The organism is uncultured Holdemanella sp., assembly GCF_958348295.1.
Taxonomy (GTDB): domain Bacteria; phylum Bacillota_I; class Bacilli_A; order Erysipelotrichales; family Erysipelotrichaceae; genus Holdemanella.
This window is the reverse complement of sequence record NZ_CATVYQ010000039.1, coordinates 1-22,683: the sequence shown is the minus strand read 5'-3', so window position 1 is coordinate 22,683 and position 22,683 is coordinate 1. Positions and strand designations below refer to the sequence as shown.

The window sequence follows — 22,683 nt, the reverse complement described above, 5'->3', positions numbered from 1 at the left end:
AATCTGATTTTCATTCTCATAAACAGGCACTATATATGTAAGCTTATAATACTTATTTTTTTGTTTAAATGTACATTGCTTCCCCAAAAAACCATTCTTAATTTTATCTTTATATTCATCTGATAAATTATTATACGAAAACTTAGAATCCTTTTTTGAAGAATACACATTATGATTCATATCGATAAATTGAATCGATGAAAAATCACTCTCTTTTTTCATTTCAAATAATGAGAAATCTAAATCCGTTTCCTTATTTAAATTTCTTGCGAAAGTATTCAATAAAACTAAGTCTGTATTCTTTTTTGAAGAAACACGTTGTACACACAAATCTATTTCTTGATCCATAGTTGTATATGTTGCCTTATTTAAACTATCGTCTGCATGATTGATAAAAAGAAAAGCCATCAATAAAATTCCAAGCACCATCAAAATAGAGAAGATCAATAGTTTGTAAATTCTTTTCCTTAATACACTTGCATCCATATACAATCTACATCTTTCTATTATCTGTTTCTATCTAGTTCTGCTTTATGAACTGAGTAATTCATACGATAGTTTTTCTTTCTAAAAATACTATAAAATTTATTCGAAATACGCTGTATAACCAAATGCGCATTCTCTTCTGTTTGACAATCCACTAGAAGTAATAATTGAGTTTCACTAGTACGTGTAAATAAATCGTTGCTTCTTAAACAAGAACTTACCAATCTTTTTACGCGATCAAAATCTAAACCAATTTTCTCATAATCCAAAGTACCATCTGAAAATTGCAGCATAATTAAGTAATAGTTCTGTTCGTTACGAATTGACATTTTCAATAACAATTCATAGAAATATTTAAATATCTCATAAGAACAGAAAAAGCCTTGATTTTGCTGGTCACGACTTGAAAGTTCCTTCATTATTGTTTCCATATCTTTACTTTCTTCTTTTGCGTGATCAGCAATAATAATGTCGTACAACTGTTTAAAGCGCTTTGATAATCCTGTGCCTAACTCAGATAAGAAGATATCATTTAATTCATCATAGTATTTTAATGCCTCACGATAATTACGTGTTGCCACTAAACCCTTCATATAATAGTAATGCAAACCTTCATTAAATGGTTCAATCAATACCGCCTGATAATTCATCAGCATCATTTCATCATAACGCTTTTGTGTATATAAATAACAAGATGTTCGCATCATTGTTTTAACATACATCTGTCTAAACACTTCTTGTTTTTGTAGAATCCAATGAAGCTGACTTGGTGATGCATAAAAACGACCTTGATATAATCTAAATATTTTTCTAGCAATCTTAAACTCTTTTTCATCCAACAATTCAGCGCCCTCGTTGATTTGATTATAAGCCTTTTCTAATTCTACAAAATCAATATTCCAATCTAAATTTGGATTTAAGATATAGCCCTTTCTTGTCGTAACAATAACTTCTTTATCCTTAAAAAAATCAATTTCATTTAGTTCGGAACGCAATCTAAAAATAGAGAATTTTAATGCACTAGATGGATTTTTACTTTCCGGCCATAAAATATCGATCAATTCATCTTTTTGAACTGGCTTCTCACTATGAAACAATAACACTTGCAGTAAATTCACCAATTGTTTGCCAAACAATTCCACAATATTAACTGTCACATTATCGTTCGTGATTTCCAATCCCCCAAAGGTTTTTACATAGTAAGTATCACTCATGTTGATTCTCCTTTCAAAAAATTATATAGTATCTAACCTAGTTTTATTTTACAATAAATTTCTAAAACAAAAAAGCAGAGAATCATAAAATTCCCTGCCAATGGTTATTTAATTAAATATTCAATATGTTGATAACGAATGCCATTCTCTTCAATATTCGAAAGTACCTTTCTAGTATATAAAGATTTATCAAATTTAGGAAAATACACTTGTGCATCCGCTGAAGCATCTATCTCAGTCAATACTAATCTACTTGCATATTTAAGCATTTCACTATAAATCATTCCTCCACCAATACAAAAGATTTCTTCATTCACATCTTTATAGCGATTCATAAATTCTTCAACACTCGAACACAATTCAATATCGTCTCCAAGATTTGAACAAGTTCGTGAAATAACGACATGATGACGCTTAGGCAACTTACCAGGAAGACTCTCAAACGTTTTTCTTCCCATCACAATCGTGTGACCTGAAGTTTCTTGTCTAAAAAACTTTAAATCCTGTGGCAAATGCCATATCATATCATTATTTTTACCTAGTTCATTATTTTTTCCAATTGCTGCAATTAATGTTAATTTCATAAACCACCTATTGTGCTAAAGGAAAACTGATTTTCCCCATGTGCTCGTATCCATTCAATTTAACATCTTTTGTAGGATCAAAATCATAGAAATTTGTAATATCTGGATTCAACCATAATTCTGGTGCTGGCAAAGAACCCATTGTTTCATAACGATTTAGCTGTTCTTTGATTCCATCAACCTGGTTTATATAAATATGTGCATCCTTGATAGACCAATCAATCGTACCTGGTTTTAATCCGGTAACTTGAGCTACCATCATCAATAAAACTGCATATTGTGTAACATTAAAAGGCAATCCTAAAGGAACATCACAACTTCTTTGATGAACCCAAATGTTTAATTTACCATCTGTCACATCCCATTCTGAGCTCCATACACAGCTTGGAAGTACAGCTGTATCTAGTTCACTATCCTGCCATAAAGAAATGACACGTCTACGATCTTCTTTATCATTTTTTAAAGAATCCAAAAGCTTATTCATTAAATCATATTTTTTTACAATATATCCATAAGCGGTTCCAATCGTATGGGCAAAACTTGGATCAAAATGTTTTAATACTTTACCCGTATTTTCATCGATCCAGTCTCCATTTTCATTGATTTCCCATTTATCCCAAATATGAACATTTCTTTCTTGAAGCCAACGAACATCATTACTTTGTGCTTGATAGATCCATAACATTTCTGTAACGGCTTGACGAATAAATAATTGTTTCGTTGTTAAAATAGGAAATTCTTTCGCTAGATCCAAATGGAAATGTGCACTCGGAATTTTAATCGTGTCAATTCCTGTACGATTATGTACTTGAACTCCATTTTCTAAAATATCCTTACATAATTTGCAATATACATCATCAAAGTATGACATCCAGGTCCTCCTTTAAAATATTTTCTTCAATAAAATGAGCCACGGCACTTTCATCATTTGTATACGCACTCACAAATGCACCACAATCTTTAACTTGCTTAGAGCCATTTTTCATGCAGACTCCCATACCGACCTTTTGAAGCATCTCCATATCATTTTGTTCATCTCCAAAAGCAACACAGTTTTCAAGTTTTACACCAAAATGCTTTGCGACCTTTTCAATCCCATATCCCTTATTGATTCTAGGATCTACATACTCAAACAAGTTATCGGCTGTTAAAAAGCCAACACAAGCCTCATTCTTATATTGTTTAGCACGCTCTAATACAATTGGCATATATTCTTTATCACAATGAATAATCAACTTATTACAAGTATTATTCTCTAGATATGGTTCAAGATCAATTTCAATTTCTGTTTCACCAAAAATTCGTGCATGTTCTTGTGTTTCGATGCTCGTACGATTTGTATATCGAGTAGCTCCTTCTAAAATCCAGAAATCTACATCTAGATCCTCAAAGAAATGAATAATATCTAATACAATTTCTCCATCTAGCACATGATACTCTTCTTTTGAACGTTGTCTTAAATCATATAAGACACCACCATTCATCCCCATAATAAAGCTTACACTATCTTCAATTTGCCATTCTTTTAACATAGCACGCACTGTTTCAACAGGACGACCAGAAGCAATCCCAAATAAAATACCGTGATTTTTTAATTTTGACACTGCATCACGATTCAAATCCGATACCTGCTTTTTTGAATTTAAGAAAGTTCCATCTAAATCTGTCGCAATCAAAGTAATTGGTTCCATAAATTATCCTTCGTATGTTAAGAATGCTGCATATCCTTTTTTTGCTTCATAGATATCAGCTTTACTTGCTAATTCAAATGGAGCATGCATGTTATGTAATGCTACACCACAGTCAATAACTTGCATTCCATAGTTTGCTAAAATATAAGCGATTGTTCCTCCACCGCCTTGGTCTACTTTTCCAAGTTCACTTGTTTGCCAAGCAACATCGTGATCATCCATGATACGACGAATCAATGCAATATATTCTGCATTCGCATCGTTACATCCACTCTTACCGCGAGCTCCTGTATATTTATTAAATACGATACCTTTTCCAAATTCAGCTTGATTTCTTGGACTTGATGCCGATGCATAAATTGGATCATGAGCAGCACTTACATCACTAGAAAGCATAGTTGAATTCATCATTGCACGTTTTACACTTAATGCAGAATAATCACCCATACATTCCATGACTTCGGCAACAAAATTTTCAAAGAACATTGAATGCATACCTGTAGCACCTTGCGAACCAACTTCTTCTTTATCAACCAATAAACAAACGGCTGTACGTTTTACATTTTCTGCTTCTAATTGAGCCATTAAACTTGTATAAGCACAAATACGATCATCATGACCATAACCTAATACCATACTTGAATCAAATCCACAACTTCTTGCACGTCCTGCAGGAACCACTTCTAATTCAGCTGAAACAAAATCTTCTTCTTCAAATCCATAAGTCGATTTTAAGATTTTAGCCACATTTGCCTTGACAGCATCCTTCTCTTCACTTTCCAAAGGAATCGATCCAACTGTAACGTTTAAGTCTTCTCCTGCAATTACTTCATTTGCCTTTTTTTGTAATTGATCGGCACTTAAGTGAATCAATAAATCACTAATCACAAATACTGGATCACTTTCTTTATCTCCAATCGCAATATCTACAGTTGAACCATCTTTCAAACAAACAACACCATGAATTGCTAAAGGCAAAGTAACCCATTGATATTTTTTAACTCCACCATAATAGTGAGTATCTAAATATGCTAGATTTCCATCTTCATATAATGGATTTTGTTTCAAATCTAAACGAGGACTGTCAATATGAGCTCCTAAAATATTCATACCCTTTTCTAATGGGTTTGAACCAATGTGCATCAACGCAATCGATTTATTCATCATATTTACATACACTTTGTCCTGCGCTTTTAAAATTTCTTTATTTTCGATTACTGCTTTGATATCACGATAACCATATGATTCAGCTAATGCAATCGCATTTTTTACGCAAGCTCTTTCAGTTTTAGAATTTGACAAAAAATCAATGTATGCATCACTAAATTTCATTACATCTTCAAATTCTTCTTTTGAATATTTATTCCAAACTACTTCACTCATGCTTCTACCTCCAACATTTTAAACAAGCGTTTTGATAATTCTATTTTTGACTCCATTGTATTCATCCAAGTAATACTTCCTATTTCATCACTCATATTTAACAAGCCTTTTTGTTCCAATAAATCCTTAGTATGCAAGGTTGTCCCCACACTACCTTCAATAATATGAATATTTGGGCATAGTCTTTCTAAATATTTTGTGTAAAAAGGAAAATGGGTACACCCAAGAACAATACTATCTAGATTTTTATAGTCACAAGCCACTAAATACTCTTTTAATACAGATTCTACAAGGTTTGTGTCATCCAATTTGTCATCTTCGACCATTCTTACTAACTTTGGACAAGGTACTTTCATAATATGATGCTCATCTTTAAATCGATTCATCAAATCCGCAAACTTCTTCTCAGACAAAGTAAGTTCGGTTGCCCATACTGCAATTCTTTGATTATCGCCTCGATCACATGCCACTTTTAAAGCTGGCTCCATCCCAATGATATCTACATCATATTTTTCTCTTAGAAGTTTCACACAAGCACTTGTTGCCGTATTACATGCGATTACGATTGCCTTTACATCTTGTTTTATAAATTCATCGCAAATCGCAATACATCGCTTCGTGATTTCTTCTTTTGTCTTTGTTCCATAAGGATTGTACTTACTGTCACCTAAATAAATTAAATTTTCATTAGGAAGTAAGCTATGCATCGTGTGTAAAACACTAATTCCTCCTAATCCTGAATCAAAAACACCAATTGGACTTTTCGAATTCATACAAAACGCTCCTTTTTTCATCTTTTCAATTATACAACGTATAAAGAAAACATCCAAGTCCTCAAACTTGGATGCATCAATGACTAAATCGATTATTCATTTCTTTTAAGATATTCAACAATTCTTTTTTTCCAATTCCATTATGAATCAAACTATCCGGATAAATTCTATCATTATGAAATAATTGAATCAAAGCTGCTTGTAGCTCTTTAAATGACATCGCTTCAAATTCTTTATTTACCAAGTAGTCTTCATACTCTTTCATATTGACTAAATCTGTCGCATAAAAAGAAAGAACCATCTCCATCAATAAAGATTGAACATTTTCATTATCTTCAGTTAAATCCGAATTTGCCCAACAAATATCTTCATCCGTTAAATCATCTAATTTTTCTATAAATGTCTGAATGAATGTTGCATCATCCATTTTTTCTTTCGCAAAATAATTTGAAATTTTCATATATCCTCCAAAAAAAAGAGGTTTAAGGCTTTCATCACTTCCTTAAACCGCTTTCCGTAATATTTATATTCCCATATAAATATTACAATGAATTTTGTTTGTATCTAATATTATTATGTTCTTGTAAACAAACAAAATTCTGTATAGATAAAACCACCACATTTTATCTATACACCTCTAATCCACTTTTCCTTCGCAGAGTTTACCACGCTCTGCATGTCCCTTTGGCAGCTCATCACACTGCCAAATAAATGATAGCACATATAAAAAGGGTAAGCAAGCTCACCCTTTTGTCAGTCTATGACCTATAAAGGAAGTAGTTGGTAGTGTTTCAGTCATAGAACTTACATTTATATTTTAATCTTATTTTTCTTGTTGTAAAGCCTTCATAATTCTTTCATAATGCAAAAAAGATTGTTTCTCATTCATTAAGACAAGTTCATCTAAAGTAACACATTTACAATCTATACTTTCATTTGTATTTAATACTACATCACTTAGTTTAAAATCAAATTTAAAATGATAAATATCTACAAAATAATTATCATGTCGATCATTATCCTCATTAAAATAAGAATAGACAACTCGACCATTCTTTACATCAAGATTCGTTTCTTCCTTAACTTCACGTTTGATCGCATCTAAACTTGATTCTTTACTTTTAGCACCTCCACCAGGCATTTCCCAATGTCCAGCAGCCCATTTCTTGTTCAATGCTCTTTGTGTAACTAAATATTTTCCATCTTGATTTTCTAAAACAGCCAAAACATACATCATAAATTCTCCAGGTTGAAATAAATATGCTGTACGATCAACCACTCGATTTAAGAATTTTCTTTCTTTATCATATAAATCAATAAATTCACTCATCGATGCACTCTCCATTTTCATCTCTATAAAAACAAGAATAATGCCCTGTATGACATGCAGCACCTACTTGTTCGACTTCTAACAATATCGTATCTTCATCACAATCAATGCGAATTTTTTTCACATGCTGATAATGACCACTCGTTTCTCCTTTGACCCATAAACTTTGTCTTGAACGAGAATAATAAGTGGCAAGTTTTGTTTCAACTGTTTTTTTATAACTTTCCTCATTCATATATGCGAGCATAAGCACTTTTTTTGTTTCCACATCCTGAACAATACAAGGAATCAAGCCATTTTGTTTCTTAAAATCCAACTGTATCATAGTCTAACTGCAACTCCTTCTTCTTTTAGATATTTCTTTACATTTTGAACACTAGATTCTTCGTAATGAAAAATACTGGCCGCAAGAGCAGCATCACTAACTTCTAATGCCGACTTAAAATCTTCTAATTTACCACATCCACCAGAAGCAATCACAGGTACATTGACAATTTTAGAAACAGCTTTATATAACTCTAGATCAAAGCCTTCTTTAGTGCCATCCGCATCCATACTTGTCAACAAGATTTCTCCTGCTCCTAAAGATACACCCTTTAAGATCCATTCCATACAATCAATTCCTGTATCTTTTCTGCCACCTTCTACATAAACATTCCAACCCGTATTATCTGCTCTTTTTTTCGCATCTACAGCTAATACAATACATTGATTACCAAATCGTTTACTGGCTTCTTCAATTAAGGAAGGATTTCGAATGGCCGCACTATTTAAACTCACCTTATCAGCTCCTGCCATCAACATAGCGCGCACATCTTCAATCGTTGAAATACCTCCACCTACTGTAAAAGGAATAAATATTTCTTTTGCGACACGCCTAACAACATCGACCATTGTTTTTCTTTTTTCCACCGTTGCGCTAATATCTAAAAAAACCAATTCGTCCGCACCATCTGTATAATATTTTTTTGCCAAGGCAACTGGATCTCCCACTTCTTTTAACCCCACAAAATGAATACCTTTAACAACCTGACCATCTTTCACATCTAAACAAGGTATGATTCTTTTCGTTAGCATATGCTTATCGCCTCTTTCAAATCTAATGTTTTTTCATAGATTGCCTTACCGGCAATAACACCATATAAACCTAAATCTTTACATTTTTGAATGTGTGACAAATCACGTACACCACCTGAAGCAATGATGTTGCATGATACATGATTTTTAAGTGCTTCTAGCATCTCAAAATTTGGTCCTTGTAACGTACCATCCTTCGAAATATCTGTACAGATCAATGTCTTCACACCAATTTTTTCCATTCTTTTCGCAAAATCCAAATAATATTCTCTACTCGTTTCTAGCCAACCAGAAGTACAGACATAACCATCTTTACAATCTAAGCCAACCGCAATCTTTGAACCATATTTTTTCACTGCATCTTTTAATAAGCAAATATCCTGGATAGCTGAAGTCCCTAAAATCACTCTGGATACACCATTTTCAATATAAAAATCAATGGCTTCCATTGTACGAATTCCCCCGCCTACTTCGATAGGCAATTGACAAGTCTTTACAATTTCACAAATCAAACTAGCATTCACACGACTTCCTTCTTTTGCACCATTTAAATCAACAACATGCAAATAGCTAGCTTTTTCTTTTTCAAAGGTTTTTGCGCAAGCCAATACATCTTCTGCAACACATTTTGATTGACCATAATCGCCTTGATATAATCGAACCGGCTTTCCATCTAATATATCTATTGCTGGTAATACAATCATTTAGAACTCCTTTCCAAAATATTCCAATATTTTTAATCCATCTTTTCCACTTTTTTCTGGATGAAACTGACATCCCATAATATGTCCATGCATAACTAAACCAGGTATTTTCATGTTCCCATACATAGAATATCCAATCAAATCTTCATCATTCATATCTTTGGCATAATAAGAATGTACATAATACACATATGTATTTTCTTTAAAAATATTTTGATTTTGATTACTTTCTAAAGCGTTCCAACCAATCTGAGGGATTTTTACACTTGTATCCTCCATATGACAAACATTCCCTTTTATAAAGCCAAAGCCTAGACAATATCCATTTTCTTCACTCGATTCAAACAAGGCCTGCATTCCCAAACAGATTCCTAATAAAGGAATATCTTTTTTCACTTGTTGTTCAATAAAATCATATAAACTCATCGAATGTAAGGTATTCATACAATCTTGAAAAGCTCCAACACCCGGTAAAATCAATTTATCACATTTGGATAAAACCGAAATATCTTTTGAAACAACACTCTCTAGGCCTAAATAATCACAAGCGTTTTTTACACTGTGTAAATTAGACATACCATAATCTATAATTCCAATCATTCTAACACCCCTTTTGAACTTGGGATCTTATCCGATTCTATTTTTACAGCTTGTTTTAAAGCACGACCAAACGCTTTAAATATAGCTTCTACTTTATGATGATCATTCTTCCCGTAGAAGACATTGATATGTAGTGTAACACCAGATGAAACGCTAAAAGCTCTAAAGAACTCTTCGACCATTTCACAAGACATCGTGCCTATATTTTCACGATTAAAGTCGCAATTGAAAACTAAATATGGACGTCCACTAATATCAAGTGTGACATTACACAATACTTCATCCATAGGCAAATTCATACTTCCATAACGAGCAATTCCTTTTTTATCGCCTAATGCTTCTAAAAATAGTTTTCCTAATAGTATACCGCAATCCTCAATGGTGTGATGGTCACATACTTCTAAATCACCATCAGCCTTAACTACTAAATCAAAATTAGAATGAAACGCAAACAATGTCAACATATGATCAAAAAAGCCAATTCCTGTATCAATTTCACTATTTCCATTTCCATCTAAATTTATCTTTTCATAGATTTTTGTTTCCTTTGTATCTCTATTCTTTTCAGCTATTCGCATATTCAAATCTCCTTAGAACATCTAACACCATTTCATTTTCTTCTTTTGTTCCAATCGTTATACGAAAACTTGCATCTTCATAATTTCGTATCGTGATATTCTTTTCTTTAAACATTGCAAGCAACAAATCTTTTTTTTCACTTCTTCCAAACAAGAAATTCGCATTTGATGGATATATTGTCAGTTTCTTAAATCTCTTTACTTCTTGATACATTTTTTCTCTTTCTGAAATAATTGCCGCAATAGTATCCTTATATTCATCTGTATGTTTCAATACAACACTTGCAATGGTTTGTGTCACACTACTTAGTGCATATGGTATAAATAAATCTCTTAATTTTTCAACTTGTTGTCCTAACATGAATCCACAACGAATTCCAGCCAATCCATAGGCCTTAGATAGAGTTCGACAAACAAAAACCATTGGATATGTTTTTAATAAACCAATTGCACTTTCTTTACCAAACTCCATATATGCTTCATCAAAGATAACAGGAATATCTTTAAAGGCTTCACTAATTTTTTTCATTTCACATAATGTGATCGCATGTCCTGTAGGATTATTTGGATTTGAAAATAAAATCATATCTACCTTTTTATCTTTTCCATTTGAAATAAACGCATCCACATCAAATGAACCATCTTGATTTGTTTCATATTTTTCAATCTTCGAATGATTCAACCCTACATAATAGTCATACATAGAAAAGTCTGGACTCAAAGTATAAAGTATTTTGTTTTCCTGCAAATAATATTGAATCAAAAAGCCTAACATTTGATCCGATCCATTTCCCGATAAGATCCAAGAAGATGGAACATTCATAATATCTGCATATAAACTATGTAATTCTTGACAAGTTGTATCTGGATAACGATTTAAGGATAGATTTGAAATCGCCTCTAAAATTTCTTGTTTAATAATTTCATCCACATTTTGACTTGCTTCATTCGCATTTAACAAAATGCCAGATTGTACATGTGTTTTATATCCCTGCATTACTTTTCCCTCACTTTTGCAGCATTGGCATGTGCCTGTAAATGCTCTTCACTCGCAATAGTCTCAATATATTTTGCGTAAGTTTCAATAGCTTGTTTTGAATAATATAAATAAGATGATTTTTTGATAAAACTATCTACAGATAATGCACTTGAAAATCGTGCTGTTCCACTAGTAGGCAAAACATGATTTGTTCCGCCAAAGTAGTCTCCAATACTTTCACATGTATAATATCCTAAGAACACACTACCTGCATTTTTTACTTCATTTAAATATTCCATTGGGGTTGAAATCATTAACTCTAAATGTTCCGGTGCAATCTCATTACTAATTGAAATACACTCTTCAATTGAATCACATACAATGGCCTTACCATAATTTTTTAAGGATTGTTCCACAATTTCTTTTTTAGGTAAAACAGCACTTTGTTTTAAAAGCTGTTCATTTACTTCACTTAATAGTTTTTTGCTTGTCGTCAAAAGAATGGCACTTGCCATAGGATCATGTTCAGCTTGCGATAATAGATCTGCAGCCACATATTCTGCATTCGCATTTTCATCTGCTACAACTAAGATTTCACTTGGACCTGCAATCATATCAATATCAACTGTGCCATAAACTAATTTTTTAGCAGCTGCTACAAAAATATTTCCTGGACCCACAATCTTATCCACACGATCAATCGTTTCAGTTCCATAAGCTAAAGCTGCAATAGCTTGAGCTCCACCAATCTTATAAATCTTATCAACACCTGCAAGTTTGGCGGCATACGCAATATTAGGGTGAATCGTTCCTTCTTTGTCTGGTGGAGTCACCATCACTACATTTTTTACTCCGGCAATTTTTGCAGGAATTGCATTCATTAAAACGCTACTTGGATATTGGGCACGTCCTCCTGGCACATAGATTCCTACAGCTTCTAAAGGAAGGACTCTTTGTCCTAAATAGATTCCCATTTCTTTTTGAAGTAAATATCCATTTTGTTTTTGAAGTTTGTGAAAATCCTCAATATTTTGTTTTGCCAATTCCATCGCACGAATAAAATCTTTATCGCATTTCGAAATCTGCATATCCAGTTCTTCTTGCTTCACTTCCATTGAATCTAACAACACCTTATCAAATTGTTTTGTGTATTTTAAACATGCCTCATCTTTATTATTTTTAACATCCTGAATAATATTCGATACAGTCACTAATACGTCTGTACTTAAATCTTGTGTTCGAGACATCAAATATTCTTTTAGTGCATCCTTATCTTCTTTATAGATTTGCGTCAACATTTTCATTCACCTTCCTACTTAAATCTTCTATCACTTTCATAACTTCTGAATGTTTTAATTTGAAACTTGCTTTATTTACGATGACACGAGCACTGATATCACATACTGTATCTAATACAACTAAACCATTTTCTTTTAATGTTGTTCCTGTTTCCATAATATCAACAATTCCATCGCATAAGCCTAGAATAGGAGCTAATTCAACGGAACCATCAATCTTAATAATTTCTACATCCATACCTTTCGATAAAAAATATTTTTTCGCAACTTTTGGATATTTAGTTCCAATCTTAATATGTCCTACTTTTGAAAACAAATTATTTTCAGGTAAGCTTGCCACAATGAATTTACATTTTCCAATTTTTAAATCTAACAATTCATAATTATCATTCTCATTTTCTAGAATCGTGTCTTTACCAACAACTCCAATATCGGCAACACCATGATTGACATAGGTAATACAATCATTGGATTTAACCAGAAAGTATTGAATATCTTCGATTGAATCTTTAAAAACAAGTGCACGACCCTTATCTTTTAAGGCTTCAATTCCATATCCTAATTCTTCTAACATCGATACGGTCTGTTTTTCTAGTCGACCTTTCGTCAACGCAATAGATAAACTCATCATTCTACCTCCTTTACATAAATTGTTTCATCTAAGGAAGGCTCTAATATAACACTTCCTTCTTTTCGTAACGTATTGGCTTGTTTCATAGCTTCGATTTGTTTGGATTCAGGATAATAAATTATAAACTTCTTTTTAGGTTGTACATCGACATGATTAATGAGTGGATCTAACTTTACACTAAAGCCGCAAGCTGGTAAATCTCGGCCGAATTTCTTTAGCAAACAATCATATCTTCCACCACTTAAAATACTTGTTCCAACACCAGATACATAACCTTCAAATATGATTCCTGTATAATAATCAAGATGTGCCACTTTTCCTAAATCTATTGTTACATTTTCTGAATATCCTAATTCCTTTAAAGATTGAATACATTCCTTCATTGAATCTAAAACATTCTTTAATGAATCATCGAAGCAGTAAGCATAAGCTTCATCTAATATATTTACATCTCCACAAAGAAATGGAAGGTGCATGAAGAAATCCACAATTTTTTCACTTAAATATAAAGAATCCAAATAGACTTTTAAATCGACCATACTCTTTTTATCTATTAAATTTGCCAGAACGCTGATTTCATTTGTGCTTAATCGAACCACTTTACATGCAGCTTGGAAAAATTGAACATTTCCAATTTCTAAAGTATAGTTTTTGAAGTTTTTCATTACTTCTAAAGCACAACATAGAACTTGAACATCACTTTTTGAATCTAAACCAATCAATTCGATACCACAATCAGTTACTTCGCTTCTTTTCCCCGCAAACTTTTGACGCACTTTAAATACATTTGACGTATAGCGATATCGAAATGGAGGCTTTGAATCTTTAAACTTAGATGCACATACACGCGCAATTGGTACGGTCATGTCTGTTCTTAATGTTAAGATTTTTCCATTTTCATCAAAGAACTTATACATATCTGTAGTTTGAATATTTTTAAATGCATTTTCATAAGTCTCATAAAATTCAATTGTTGGTGTGATAATTTCTTCATATCCAAAAGACTCAAAAATTTGTTCTAAAATATTTTGTAGATATTTTTTCTTTTCACATTCTTGAAGAATTGTATCCTTCATCCCTTGTGGTAATTGTATTTGTTGCATAATGACCTCCTTATAAACAAAAAAACTTCCGCCCTAAGGACGAAAGTTATACTTACGTGGTTCCACCTTATTTTACTAAATAATAGCCTCATACCTGATAACGCCAGGAATACGTTAAAAACTACTGATTTTCATCTTTACAGCTCAAAGACGTGTTCAACCAGCCTTACTCTTTCTTTACACCAGCCAGAAAGTCTCTTGAAGCAGTACTGATTTACTATTTCTTTTCATTGCTTTGAAAAAAATATAGCCTTATTGAAAATAAATGTCAATAACAAATGTAAATATTTTACATTTTCTCCCATGAATAATAAGATCCACCAAACACAAACAAATGCTCAAAAGGAAGAATCGAACGAATTCTTTCATTCAATCCATTTGGATTCTTCGCATCATGTTCAATTGTTTTCACCAGACGATTTTTTCCTCCAACACTCTTATACATTTTCAATTGCCATCCATTATCTTCAACTTCTTTAGATTCTAAATCAAGATTAGATATTGCCTCTAATATGTTATATGCAGCCTCTTTAGATATACTTGATTGTTGTGTCTTTAATGGCTTTACACCTTCTTTTGTCATGATATATCGAGTCAAATACACTCGGCCACTTGCACTAATTGTTAAATTTTGAGCCACTTCTTCTGATACACTTGCATAATGCCATTTACTTATTAGACTGCGATTTAATTTTATGCATTGTAAAGAATCCGATTCTTTCAAAGATAAATATCGCAATAATAATTCTTTAAACAAGCCTGATTCTATAACACTTTTTAAAAAGTAAGGTACAAAACTTTCTTTTTCAAACACATATGTAATATATGTATAGATTTCTGTTTCATCTAAATCATGAATACTTTTATTTAATACAGAATCAATGTGCAACATATATTTTTCATCATTTTTACCCTCTACTTTTAAACAATGATACACATTTAAAATGATAGGATCATATTCATCTTTTACATGGTAACCCACATGTAAAAGATCCACACACGCATGAATGCTATCAATCATAGAATCACCTACTTTGTATTTAAAACTGCCCAGTTCGCATCAATAATATAATCTTGTTTAATATCAGACATGAATACTTTTTCTACTTGTTTATATACACCTTCATGGAACGGCATAAAATGCATTTTATCACTTTCTTTTTCATCCAACACCATTACATAATGAGGATTTTCTAATGTTTGAATATTCCAATAATATAAACCATTCACATTATCAGCATCTTCATATTGGGAAAGTACTAAAAGCTTATATAATTCCATAATACGATCATCAAATCCACTATCTGAAATTAAAATTTTTTCAATCCAATCTCGCTCATTATCAACAATACGTACTGTATAATCTGCATCTACATTCACATTATCTAAAGCTATCTTACTTGAGTCTACATCTTTTTCTTCGGTAAACTGAATCAAAAGTTTCTTTTCCATATCATGATATAAAACAGGATATGGAATATGAAACTTAGAATGACAATATTCACATTCTATGTCGAAAAGTGTTCCACTCAACACTTTTGTCTTAATATCCTTATCTAATTGTACGTTGATTGAAGTATAAATATTTGCATTAAATTCCTGATTACATTCAGGACATGCTAACTTTATTTTCTTTTCCATAATTTCTCCTATTTATTCGCTAAAACATTAGGAACAAGTTCCACAAAACAATCTTCATATTCTTTTTGAAGAGCAATTTTCAGTTCTCGATTGGCTACCTCAAGTTCCGTAAAAGACATTGTGTCAATTCGCGTTGTGAAGTAAATCGATATCCACATTTTCCTTCCTGTAGTCGTAATATCATAGAAAACAGGGTCATAGGGATAATCATCTAATATGGATGAAGAAATATTTTTTATTTTTGTGACTTCTTCTTCATCTGGACTTAAAAGCATTAAACTTCTAAAACTATCCCCTATCATTTGAATGGGTTCTTTCATCATACCTAATGCCAATACAATTGCCACTATCTGATCAAAATATGGTGATATAAAAGCGAATGGTGTATGCGTTAAAAACGAAGATAAGAAAAACGCAAGCGATACACCTACACTTGAAAATACATCTATTTTCCATCCATAAATTTCAACATCCACTGTAGGAGAGGTTACCTTCTTATTGATTTGCATAAGTATGAATAAAATTAATGCTGAAAAGCATGTTAAAATCGTTTCAAACATCGATACTTGCATATGATCAATTTCATTTCCTCCATTCAACATAATTTGAACGTTATTCATAATAAGAACCATCATAACCGCTATGAACATAAATCCTTTTAATAAAATCACTATACTTTCAAGTTGTGCATATCCAAAGGGATGCTTTTCCGTTACGGGTTTATAAAATAAAGGAATAATATAAATCGTTAATCCAATGACTACAAGTTCAGTTGAATCATAGACAGTATCTGCCAAAACTGATTGGGATTTAGAATAAACAGCCATAATCAATTCTGCAAGTGCAAATACAACACCGGACCAAAAAGAAATACGCATTACAATTTGTTCCTTTTTCTCTTTCATTCTCTCACCTAATTTCCTTGTCATTATACCACAAGAAAAAGGAACGCTTAATAAAACGTTCCTATTGTTGATTACGAATATAGTTCAATGCTCCACCTGCCATAAGAATATCTACATCTTCTTTACTGATAGGCGCACGCACTTTATATGTTTCTTTCTTTGTCACATTTTCAACAGTTAAATCAAATGAATCATAAAGTGAATCGACATTTTCAATTTTCAATTCATCCATTTCATCGATTTTGTCATAATCGGCTTTATCATCAAATACAAGCGGCAACAAACCAAAGTTAACTAAGTTAGCCAAATGAATACGGGCAAAAGATTTTGTTAAAACAGCTTTTATCCCTAAATACATTGGTGCAAGTGCAGCATGTTCTCTACTTGATCCTTGACCATAGTTTTCACCTGCCACAATAATACCTCCATTATTTTCTTTACATACTTCATCAAAATGAGGCTTATTGTTCTCAAATACGAATGTAGATAATTTTTCGATATTTGAACGATAAGGTAAAACCTTAGCTCCTGCTGGTGCAATATGATCTGTCGTGATATTATCTGGTAATTTGATGACAACTTTTTTATCAATAGTTTGATCCATCGGCATATTTGCGGGTAGTGGTTTAATATTTGGTCCGCGAACAATTTCTACATTTTCTGGAGTATTACTTGGGGCATAAATCAATGAATCATCAATATAGCTTTGTTCTTTTTCAAATTCATCAGCATATTCTAATGTTGTTGGATCTGTAATAACTCCTGTAATTGCACTTGCTGCAGCCACTTCCGGTGATACTAAATAAATTCCAGCACTTAATGTTCCACTTCGACCATAGAAATTACGGTTAAAAGTACGTAAACTTACGGCATCACTTTTTGGACTTTGTCCCATACCAATACAAGGTCCACATGTACATTCTAGAATTCTGGCTCCACAAGACACGAATGTTGAAAGTGCACCATTTTCAATCAATTTCATAAGTACCTGTCTAGATCCTGGTGAAACAACTAGACTTACATTGTGGGCAATTTTTTTACCTTTTAAAATAGCAGCTGCCTTCATTAAATCTTCATAGCCAGAATTTGTGCAAGAGCCAATCGCAACTTGATCTACTTTCATACCTGCAAGTTCAAATACATTTTTTACGGCATCTGGTGAATTTGGACATGCAGCTAATGGTACAAGTTCATCAAGATTAATTTTGACAGTTTCATCATAATGACAACCTTCATCTGCACTTAAAGGAATATAATCTTCTTCTCTTTGTTGGCGTTTCAAAAATTCATGAGTAACTTCATCACTTGGAAAAATGGATGTAGTAGCTCCTAGTTCAGCTCCCATATTTGTGATGGTTGCTCTTTGGTAAACACTCAAATTTTTAACACCATCGCCTGTATATTCAAAGACTTTACCAACTCCACCTTTTACACTTAATAATTCTAATAATTTTAAAATAATATCTTTACTAGAAACCCCATGAGCTAGAGTTCCTGTTAATTTTACTTCAACTACTTTAGGACATGTTAACCGATAGCCAATTCCAGCCATAGCTTTTGCAACATCCAATCCGCCGGCTCCAATCGCAATACATCCCATTGCGGATGATGTAGGTGTATGTGAATCGGATCCAATCAATGTTTTTCCAGGTTTTGCAAAACGTTCCAAATGGACTTGGTGACAAATTCCATTTCCAGGTTTTGAAAAATAAATACCATATTTACTGGCAACACTTTGAAGATATGCATGATCGTCTGCGTTCATAAATCCATTTTGAAGAGTATTATGATCGACATAGCTAACAGATAATTCTGTCTTTACTTGTTTCACTCCCATAGCCTCAAACTGCATATATGCCATAGTGCCTGTGGCATCCTGTGTTAACGTCTGATCCATCTTAATTTCAATGGGTTCTCCAGCTTCTAGCTTTCCTTTAATTAAATGTTTATCTAGAATCTTGTATGTTAAATTTTGCATTGACAATATCCTCCTAAAACGAATTATAACAAAAAATGTAACAAAATGAAAGTTTATGTTATAATATGTAACACATGGAAGGAGGTTTCAGAAAATGAAAACGCTAAAAGAAATCTATCAAGATAATGAAGAACATAATTTCATCGACTCTTCCTTATACTCTAGATACCGTGTTAAAGCTGGTCTTCGAAACGAAAATGGTACTGGAGTCAAAGTTGGTCTTACCAAAATATGTGATGTTATTGGATATAAAATTATTCATGAAAAGAAATACGACATCGATGGTCAATTAATATTTAGGGGTTATCCTATCAATTATTTAGTAAACAAACAACCATCAGATAAAATCTGTGGATTTGAAGAGACAGCCTATCTTTTAATTTTTGGCACTTTACCAAATGCAGAACAGTTAAAAGAATTTAAAGATTATTTACTAAACTTTAAAATGGGCCCTGTTGATTTACAGTATGAAACACCAAACATACTAAATGCACTTCAGATTGAGGTTTTAAAGCTATATGCAAAAGATCCAAGCGCAGATACAGATGATCTAGAAGAAAGAATGATGAAAGGTTTAAATATTCTTGCGAGTATTCCGCTTTTCACTTTTTCATATGCACGAAACAAAGTATTTAAGTCATATCCTTATCCAGATAGAAGCTTAGCTGAAAATATTTTATGCATGGCTAGAGGAAATGATCAATATACATTTGAAGAAGCTAAGATCATGGATACTTTATTAATGGTTCATGCCGATCATGGTGGAGGTAATAACTCTACTTTTGCCAATGTTGTTATTTCAAGTACAGGTACAGATATTTACTCTTGTATTTCGGCTGCCATTGGTTCATTAAAAGGACCTAAACATGGTGGTGCAAATTGTAAGGTAACGAACATGTTTAATGCGATATTCCATGAAGTTGGTTTTACTACAGATAAAACGACTCTAAAAAAAATTGCAAATCGTTTATTAGATAAAGACTTTTTTGATCATAGCGGATTAATATATGGAATTGGTCATGCAATTTACACAAAGAGTGATCCACGTGCCCTATTAATTCAAAAACAATGTAAGATATTGGCAAAATATAAAGGACAAGAAGAAATTTATAACTGTATTCATACATTTGAAAAAGTAGCTATAGAAGTTATGAAAGAAAGAAAAGGCATTGAAATATGTGCTAATGTAGATTATTATTCTGGCTACGTTTATTCTTTATTAGGTATTGGAAATGAATTGTTTACGCCATTATTTGCAATTAGTCGTACAGCTGGATGGGTTAGCCATCATTTAGAAAATCGTCAATCAAATCGAAAATTAATACGCCCTGCCAATGTATATGTAGGAGAAATGGAGGAAATCAAATGACTACAATAACAGTTTTTAAAGGAGATGGTATTGGTCCTGAAATTACGGATGCCGTCATAAAAGTATTAAATGCTGCAAACGCAGATTTAGAATATGAAATTTTTAATGTCGGAGCTAAAGTTTATGAGGAAACGGGAGAATATATTCCAGAAAAAGCTTTTGCCTCTTACGAAAAAAATAAGATTTTATTAAAATCTCCTATCACAACTCCAGTAGGAAAAGGCTTTCGTTCTTTAAATGTAACACTAAGAAACAAATATGATTTATGGGCTAATATTCGTCCAGCTAAATCAAATCCATGTATTGCTACTAGATTTGACAATGTCGATATCGTGACATTTAGAGAAAATACAGAAGATCTATATGTTGGTAAAGAAGAGCAGATTGATGAAAATACTGTTTATGCCTATAAAATTATCACAAAAAAAGCAAGTACAAGAATTATTAGGGCTGCTTTTGAATATTGTATAAAAAATAATCGTAAAAAATTAACTTGTGTACACAAGGCTAATATTTTGAAAATGAGTGATGGTTTATTTTTACACATTTTTGAAGATATTGCCAAAGAGTATCCTCAAATTGAAGCCAATTCATTAATAGTTGATAACACTTGTATGCAACTTGTTATGCATCCAGAAAAATTTGATGTAATGGTTATGCCAAATCTTTATGGAGATATTGTTTCTGATTTAACCAGTGGATTGATTGGTGGTTTAGGTTTACTTCCAAGTTGCAACAAAGGCGATGAGTATGCGATGTATGAAGCGGTTCATGGTAGTGCTCCAGATATTGCTGGAAAACATATTGCAAATCCAAGTGCTTTATTATTATCAGCTTGTATGATGTTAGATGATCTTCATCAGGAAAGTGTTTCAACAAAAATTCGAAATGCTTTAAATAAAACATTTGAAGAAAAGAAGGTATTAACTTTTGATCTTGGTGGAATCGCTACTACAGATGCATTTACAGATGAGATTATTAAAAATTTATAAAATAAAAGACGAAGTTTTTATTCTTCGTCTTCATCTTCGTCAGCCATTAAAGGTTGACGATTTTTTAATGTTAAAATATATGTTCCATCTTTTGGATATGCACTCTTGTCTTTTTGATCACTCAAGATTTCCAATTCACATGGATATCCTTCATTTTCAAGAATTTGTAAAAGATTATCCTTACCAATTTTTTTAGTAATAGTACGACCGCACGCACAATTACCATATTGATCAAGGCATTGTTTAATCCATACAGGAATTTTTGAAGCTGCCATTGTATCCTCCTTGATTAAAAGTATTCGCAAAATATATCATATGCAAAACACCTTTAAAAATCAAGTAGAATCCATCTTATCCTTCTAAAACCGCAATAATATTTGGATAATAAGTAAAACGATCATCTACAAACTGTAAAGCTTGATTAGCAATTTGTTTTGCCTTATCCTTATCTACACCTTCATAGATAGAAGCATAACGATAATAAATATAATCTTTGATTTGGTTTTCTCTTAAGATATAACCATAATCAGCATCTCCTAATCCATAATCACCATGCAAAATGTATAAATCAGCAACATCCATCATAATTCGATTTCTATAAGTATCATGTAGATCTTCTAATTGCGATAATACAGCATATATAAAGTGTTCATAATAATCAACATCTTCATATTTCCATGTTTTTAATACGCTATAAGCAAGATTCATGAATTCTTCTACAAATTTTTCTACATCAATTCCAATTTCTTCATCTAATTTTTTTGAATCATGAATATCTTTATGTTGTGCAATCATCAATACTTTACGCATTGTATCAAATTGAGCCTTATATTCATCTCCATCTGCCACAACATCTGTAAATGTATAATTCAACGCACGGTTAACATCAGCTTGTAAATCTTCCGCTTTTTGAGGTTTAATATCTGCTGTTTCAAATACTTTTGATACAAGTACTTCAACTAAACCTTCATCATATCCATCTTCTTCAAAATTAAATTTACCTGTTAATTGATATTTATTAATCAAATCCTTAGAAACTGATTTTACATCTGGATTTAAAATTAATTGTTGAATAATTGAATCACGTGTTACATCCATTGACATAGCTTTTGCTAAATCAAGACATGTATCTAATGATAATTTAGCATATTGTTCTTCTTTAGTCATTTTTTTAGTAGTTACCTTTTTAGTAGTTGCTTTCTTAGTTGTAGTTTTCTTTGCAGGAGCTTTCTTTTCTTCTACAGGTTTAGCTTTTGCCTTTTTAGCTGGAGTTTTCTTTGCTGTAGTTGCTTTTTTTGCAGGAGCCTTTTTTTCTTCTACAGGTTTAGCTTCTGCCTTTTTAGTTGGAGCTTTCTTTGCTGCAGTTG

The 22,683-nt window shown here is 32.2% G+C and carries 26 protein-coding genes and 1 other annotated feature; of the genes, 2 read left to right on the top strand and 24 right to left on the bottom strand.

Annotated elements, in window-relative coordinates; all coding sequences use genetic code 11:
* The 22 genes from Q3907_RS07850 to Q3907_RS07745 form a co-directional block, all read right to left on the bottom strand.
* Positions 1 to 486 (bottom strand): hypothetical protein (locus Q3907_RS07850; protein WP_301897893.1); only part of this gene is annotated, 486 nt, incomplete at its 3' end.
* Positions 487 to 506: 20 nt separating this feature from the next.
* Positions 507 to 1,700: a BTAD domain-containing putative transcriptional regulator gene (locus Q3907_RS07845; RefSeq protein WP_295644497.1), complete on the bottom strand. Its 1,194-nt coding sequence runs from the start codon at positions 1,698 to 1,700 to the stop codon at positions 507 to 509.
* Between the two features lie 104 nt (positions 1,701 to 1,804).
* A complete protein-coding gene (locus tag Q3907_RS07840) occupies positions 1,805 to 2,284 on the bottom strand; it encodes a dihydrofolate reductase (protein ID WP_301897892.1) in 480 nt (159 codons plus the stop codon).
* Between the two features lie 7 nt (positions 2,285 to 2,291).
* Entirely contained in the window at positions 2,292 to 3,155 is an 864-nt protein-coding gene (gene thyA, locus Q3907_RS07835) for a thymidylate synthase (RefSeq protein WP_301897891.1), read from the bottom strand.
* Positions 3,142 to 3,975 carry a Cof-type HAD-IIB family hydrolase gene (locus Q3907_RS07830; RefSeq protein WP_301897890.1) on the bottom strand — a complete coding sequence of 278 codons (834 nt, stop codon included), beginning with the start codon at positions 3,973 to 3,975 and terminating at the stop codon, positions 3,142 to 3,144. The genes thyA and Q3907_RS07830 overlap by 14 nt, the downstream gene beginning before the upstream one ends.
* Before the next feature lie 3 nt (positions 3,976 to 3,978).
* Positions 3,979 to 5,358 carry an aminopeptidase gene (locus Q3907_RS07825; RefSeq protein ID WP_295561382.1) on the bottom strand — a complete coding sequence of 460 codons (1,380 nt, stop codon included), beginning with the start codon at positions 5,356 to 5,358 and terminating at the stop codon, positions 3,979 to 3,981.
* A complete protein-coding gene (murI, locus tag Q3907_RS07820) occupies positions 5,355 to 6,131 on the bottom strand; it encodes a glutamate racemase (protein ID WP_295561383.1) in 777 nt (258 codons plus the stop codon). Before murI ends, Q3907_RS07825 begins: the two co-directional genes overlap by 4 nt.
* A 76-nt stretch (positions 6,132 to 6,207) precedes the next feature.
* A complete protein-coding gene (locus Q3907_RS07815) occupies positions 6,208 to 6,591 on the bottom strand; it encodes a hypothetical protein (protein ID WP_301897889.1) in 384 nt (127 codons plus the stop codon).
* 363 nt (positions 6,592 to 6,954) lie between these two features.
* A complete protein-coding gene (locus tag Q3907_RS07810) occupies positions 6,955 to 7,461 on the bottom strand; it encodes an NUDIX domain-containing protein (protein WP_301897888.1) in 507 nt (168 codons plus the stop codon).
* Complete coding sequence (gene hisI, locus Q3907_RS07805; protein WP_295562442.1) at positions 7,454 to 7,786, bottom strand: phosphoribosyl-AMP cyclohydrolase; 333 nt, start codon at positions 7,784 to 7,786, stop codon at positions 7,454 to 7,456. Before hisI ends, Q3907_RS07810 begins: the two co-directional genes overlap by 8 nt.
* The gene (hisF, locus tag Q3907_RS07800) at positions 7,783 to 8,538 is read right to left on the bottom strand and encodes an imidazole glycerol phosphate synthase subunit HisF (RefSeq protein ID WP_301897887.1); all 756 of its coding nucleotides are present in this window, start codon (positions 8,536 to 8,538) and stop codon (positions 7,783 to 7,785) included. The genes hisI and hisF overlap by 4 nt, the downstream gene beginning before the upstream one ends.
* Positions 8,532 to 9,242, bottom strand: coding sequence for a 1-(5-phosphoribosyl)-5-[(5-phosphoribosylamino)methylideneamino]imidazole-4-carboxamide isomerase (gene hisA / locus Q3907_RS07795; protein WP_301897886.1), 711 nt, complete (start codon positions 9,240 to 9,242; stop codon positions 8,532 to 8,534). The genes hisF and hisA overlap by 7 nt, the downstream gene beginning before the upstream one ends.
* The gene (gene hisH / locus Q3907_RS07790) at positions 9,243 to 9,842 is read right to left on the bottom strand and encodes an imidazole glycerol phosphate synthase subunit HisH (RefSeq protein ID WP_301897885.1); all 600 of its coding nucleotides are present in this window, start codon (positions 9,840 to 9,842) and stop codon (positions 9,243 to 9,245) included.
* Positions 9,839 to 10,420: an imidazoleglycerol-phosphate dehydratase HisB gene (gene hisB, locus Q3907_RS07785; RefSeq protein WP_301897884.1), complete on the bottom strand. Its 582-nt coding sequence runs from the start codon at positions 10,418 to 10,420 to the stop codon at positions 9,839 to 9,841. The genes hisH and hisB overlap by 4 nt, the downstream gene beginning before the upstream one ends.
* Positions 10,407 to 11,417 (bottom strand): histidinol-phosphate transaminase, encoded by a 1,011-nt coding sequence (locus Q3907_RS07780; protein WP_301897883.1) that lies wholly within the window; start codon positions 11,415 to 11,417, stop codon positions 10,407 to 10,409. The genes hisB and Q3907_RS07780 overlap by 14 nt, the downstream gene beginning before the upstream one ends.
* Positions 11,417 to 12,697 carry a histidinol dehydrogenase gene (gene hisD, locus Q3907_RS07775; RefSeq protein WP_301897894.1) on the bottom strand — a complete coding sequence of 427 codons (1,281 nt, stop codon included), beginning with the start codon at positions 12,695 to 12,697 and terminating at the stop codon, positions 11,417 to 11,419. Before hisD ends, Q3907_RS07780 begins: the two co-directional genes overlap by 1 nt.
* Positions 12,678 to 13,325, bottom strand: a complete 648-nt coding sequence (hisG, locus tag Q3907_RS07770; RefSeq protein ID WP_295644554.1) for an ATP phosphoribosyltransferase — start codon at positions 13,323 to 13,325, stop codon at positions 12,678 to 12,680. Before hisG ends, hisD begins: the two co-directional genes overlap by 20 nt.
* Positions 13,325 to 14,431 carry an ATP phosphoribosyltransferase regulatory subunit gene (gene hisZ, locus Q3907_RS07765; protein WP_295644517.1) on the bottom strand — a complete coding sequence of 369 codons (1,107 nt, stop codon included), beginning with the start codon at positions 14,429 to 14,431 and terminating at the stop codon, positions 13,325 to 13,327. Before hisZ ends, hisG begins: the two co-directional genes overlap by 1 nt.
* A gap of 32 nt (positions 14,432 to 14,463) precedes the next feature.
* Positions 14,464 to 14,671 (bottom strand) — a binding site (T-box leader).
* Positions 14,672 to 14,720: 49 nt separating this feature from the next.
* Positions 14,721 to 15,452 carry a hypothetical protein gene (locus tag Q3907_RS07760; RefSeq protein ID WP_301897882.1) on the bottom strand — a complete coding sequence of 244 codons (732 nt, stop codon included), beginning with the start codon at positions 15,450 to 15,452 and terminating at the stop codon, positions 14,721 to 14,723.
* Positions 15,453 to 15,460: 8 nt separating this feature from the next.
* Positions 15,461 to 16,072, bottom strand: coding sequence for a CpXC domain-containing protein (locus tag Q3907_RS07755; protein WP_295644519.1), 612 nt, complete (start codon positions 16,070 to 16,072; stop codon positions 15,461 to 15,463).
* A gap of 8 nt (positions 16,073 to 16,080) precedes the next feature.
* On the bottom strand, positions 16,081 to 16,977 hold the full coding sequence (locus tag Q3907_RS07750) for a cation transporter (protein WP_301897881.1): 897 nt from the start codon (positions 16,975 to 16,977) through the stop codon (positions 16,081 to 16,083).
* 61 nt (positions 16,978 to 17,038) lie between these two features.
* Complete coding sequence (locus tag Q3907_RS07745; protein ID WP_301897880.1) at positions 17,039 to 18,955, bottom strand: aconitate hydratase; 1,917 nt, start codon at positions 18,953 to 18,955, stop codon at positions 17,039 to 17,041.
* Positions 18,956 to 19,049: 94 nt separating this feature from the next.
* Between Q3907_RS07745 and Q3907_RS07740 the strand changes: the two genes are divergently transcribed.
* The gene (locus Q3907_RS07740) at positions 19,050 to 20,324 is read left to right on the top strand and encodes a citrate synthase (protein WP_301897879.1); all 1,275 of its coding nucleotides are present in this window, start codon (positions 19,050 to 19,052) and stop codon (positions 20,322 to 20,324) included.
* Positions 20,321 to 21,316 (top strand): isocitrate/isopropylmalate dehydrogenase family protein, encoded by a 996-nt coding sequence (locus Q3907_RS07735; protein ID WP_301897878.1) that lies wholly within the window; start codon positions 20,321 to 20,323, stop codon positions 21,314 to 21,316. Before Q3907_RS07740 ends, Q3907_RS07735 begins: the two co-directional genes overlap by 4 nt.
* Positions 21,317 to 21,333: 17 nt before the next feature.
* Here Q3907_RS07735 and Q3907_RS07730 read toward each other — a convergent pair whose 3' ends face one another.
* Together Q3907_RS07730 and Q3907_RS07725 are read right to left on the bottom strand one after the other, a co-directional pair.
* The gene (locus Q3907_RS07730) at positions 21,334 to 21,591 is read right to left on the bottom strand and encodes a hypothetical protein (RefSeq protein WP_295644530.1); all 258 of its coding nucleotides are present in this window, start codon (positions 21,589 to 21,591) and stop codon (positions 21,334 to 21,336) included.
* 76 nt (positions 21,592 to 21,667) lie between these two features.
* Positions 21,668 to 22,683 (bottom strand): neurofilament protein (locus Q3907_RS07725; protein WP_301897877.1); only part of this gene is annotated, 1,016 nt, incomplete at its 5' end.

What these genes read in the sequence shown, in the direction of transcription:
- Q3907_RS07750 (WP_301897881.1), bottom strand. Translation starts at nt 16,977, where the DNA reads ATGAAAGAGAAAAAGGAACAAATTGTAATGCGTATTTCTTTTTGGTCC.
- Q3907_RS07830 (WP_301897890.1), bottom strand. Translation starts at nt 3,975, where the DNA reads ATGGAACCAATTACTTTGATTGCGACAGATTTAGATGGAACTTTCTTA.
- Q3907_RS07810 (WP_301897888.1), bottom strand. Translation starts at nt 7,461, where the DNA reads ATGAGTGAATTTATTGATTTATATGATAAAGAAAGAAAATTCTTAAAT.
- thyA (WP_301897891.1), bottom strand. Translation starts at nt 3,155, where the DNA reads ATGTCATACTTTGATGATGTATATTGCAAATTATGTAAGGATATTTTA.
- Q3907_RS07780 (WP_301897883.1), bottom strand. Translation starts at nt 11,417, where the DNA reads ATGCAGGGATATAAAACACATGTACAATCTGGCATTTTGTTAAATGCG.
- hisD (WP_301897894.1), bottom strand. Translation starts at nt 12,697, where the DNA reads ATGTTGACGCAAATCTATAAAGAAGATAAGGATGCACTAAAAGAATAT.
- hisG (WP_295644554.1), bottom strand. Translation starts at nt 13,325, where the DNA reads ATGAGTTTATCTATTGCGTTGACGAAAGGTCGACTAGAAAAACAGACC.
- murI (WP_295561383.1), bottom strand. Translation starts at nt 6,131, where the DNA reads ATGAATTCGAAAAGTCCAATTGGTGTTTTTGATTCAGGATTAGGAGGA.
- hisB (WP_301897884.1), bottom strand. Translation starts at nt 10,420, where the DNA reads ATGCGAATAGCTGAAAAGAATAGAGATACAAAGGAAACAAAAATCTAT.
- hisZ (WP_295644517.1), bottom strand. Translation starts at nt 14,431, where the DNA reads ATGCAACAAATACAATTACCACAAGGGATGAAGGATACAATTCTTCAA.
- hisI (WP_295562442.1), bottom strand. Translation starts at nt 7,786, where the DNA reads ATGATACAGTTGGATTTTAAGAAACAAAATGGCTTGATTCCTTGTATT.
- Q3907_RS07730 (WP_295644530.1), bottom strand. Translation starts at nt 21,591, where the DNA reads ATGGCAGCTTCAAAAATTCCTGTATGGATTAAACAATGCCTTGATCAA.
- Q3907_RS07840 (WP_301897892.1), bottom strand. Translation starts at nt 2,284, where the DNA reads ATGAAATTAACATTAATTGCAGCAATTGGAAAAAATAATGAACTAGGT.
- Q3907_RS07740 (WP_301897879.1), top strand. Translation starts at nt 19,050, where the DNA reads ATGAAAACGCTAAAAGAAATCTATCAAGATAATGAAGAACATAATTTC.
- Q3907_RS07815 (WP_301897889.1), bottom strand. Translation starts at nt 6,591, where the DNA reads ATGAAAATTTCAAATTATTTTGCGAAAGAAAAAATGGATGATGCAACA.
- Q3907_RS07755 (WP_295644519.1), bottom strand. Translation starts at nt 16,072, where the DNA reads ATGGAAAAGAAAATAAAGTTAGCATGTCCTGAATGTAATCAGGAATTT.
- Q3907_RS07745 (WP_301897880.1), bottom strand. Translation starts at nt 18,955, where the DNA reads ATGCAAAATTTAACATACAAGATTCTAGATAAACATTTAATTAAAGGA.
- Q3907_RS07735 (WP_301897878.1), top strand. Translation starts at nt 20,321, where the DNA reads ATGACTACAATAACAGTTTTTAAAGGAGATGGTATTGGTCCTGAAATT.
- Q3907_RS07825 (WP_295561382.1), bottom strand. Translation starts at nt 5,358, where the DNA reads ATGAGTGAAGTAGTTTGGAATAAATATTCAAAAGAAGAATTTGAAGAT.
- hisH (WP_301897885.1), bottom strand. Translation starts at nt 9,842, where the DNA reads ATGATTGGAATTATAGATTATGGTATGTCTAATTTACACAGTGTAAAA.
- Q3907_RS07760 (WP_301897882.1), bottom strand. Translation starts at nt 15,452, where the DNA reads ATGATTGATAGCATTCATGCGTGTGTGGATCTTTTACATGTGGGTTAC.
- hisF (WP_301897887.1), bottom strand. Translation starts at nt 8,538, where the DNA reads ATGCTAACGAAAAGAATCATACCTTGTTTAGATGTGAAAGATGGTCAG.
- Q3907_RS07845 (WP_295644497.1), bottom strand. Translation starts at nt 1,700, where the DNA reads ATGAGTGATACTTACTATGTAAAAACCTTTGGGGGATTGGAAATCACG.
- hisA (WP_301897886.1), bottom strand. Translation starts at nt 9,242, where the DNA reads ATGATTGTATTACCAGCAATAGATATATTAGATGGAAAGCCGGTTCGA.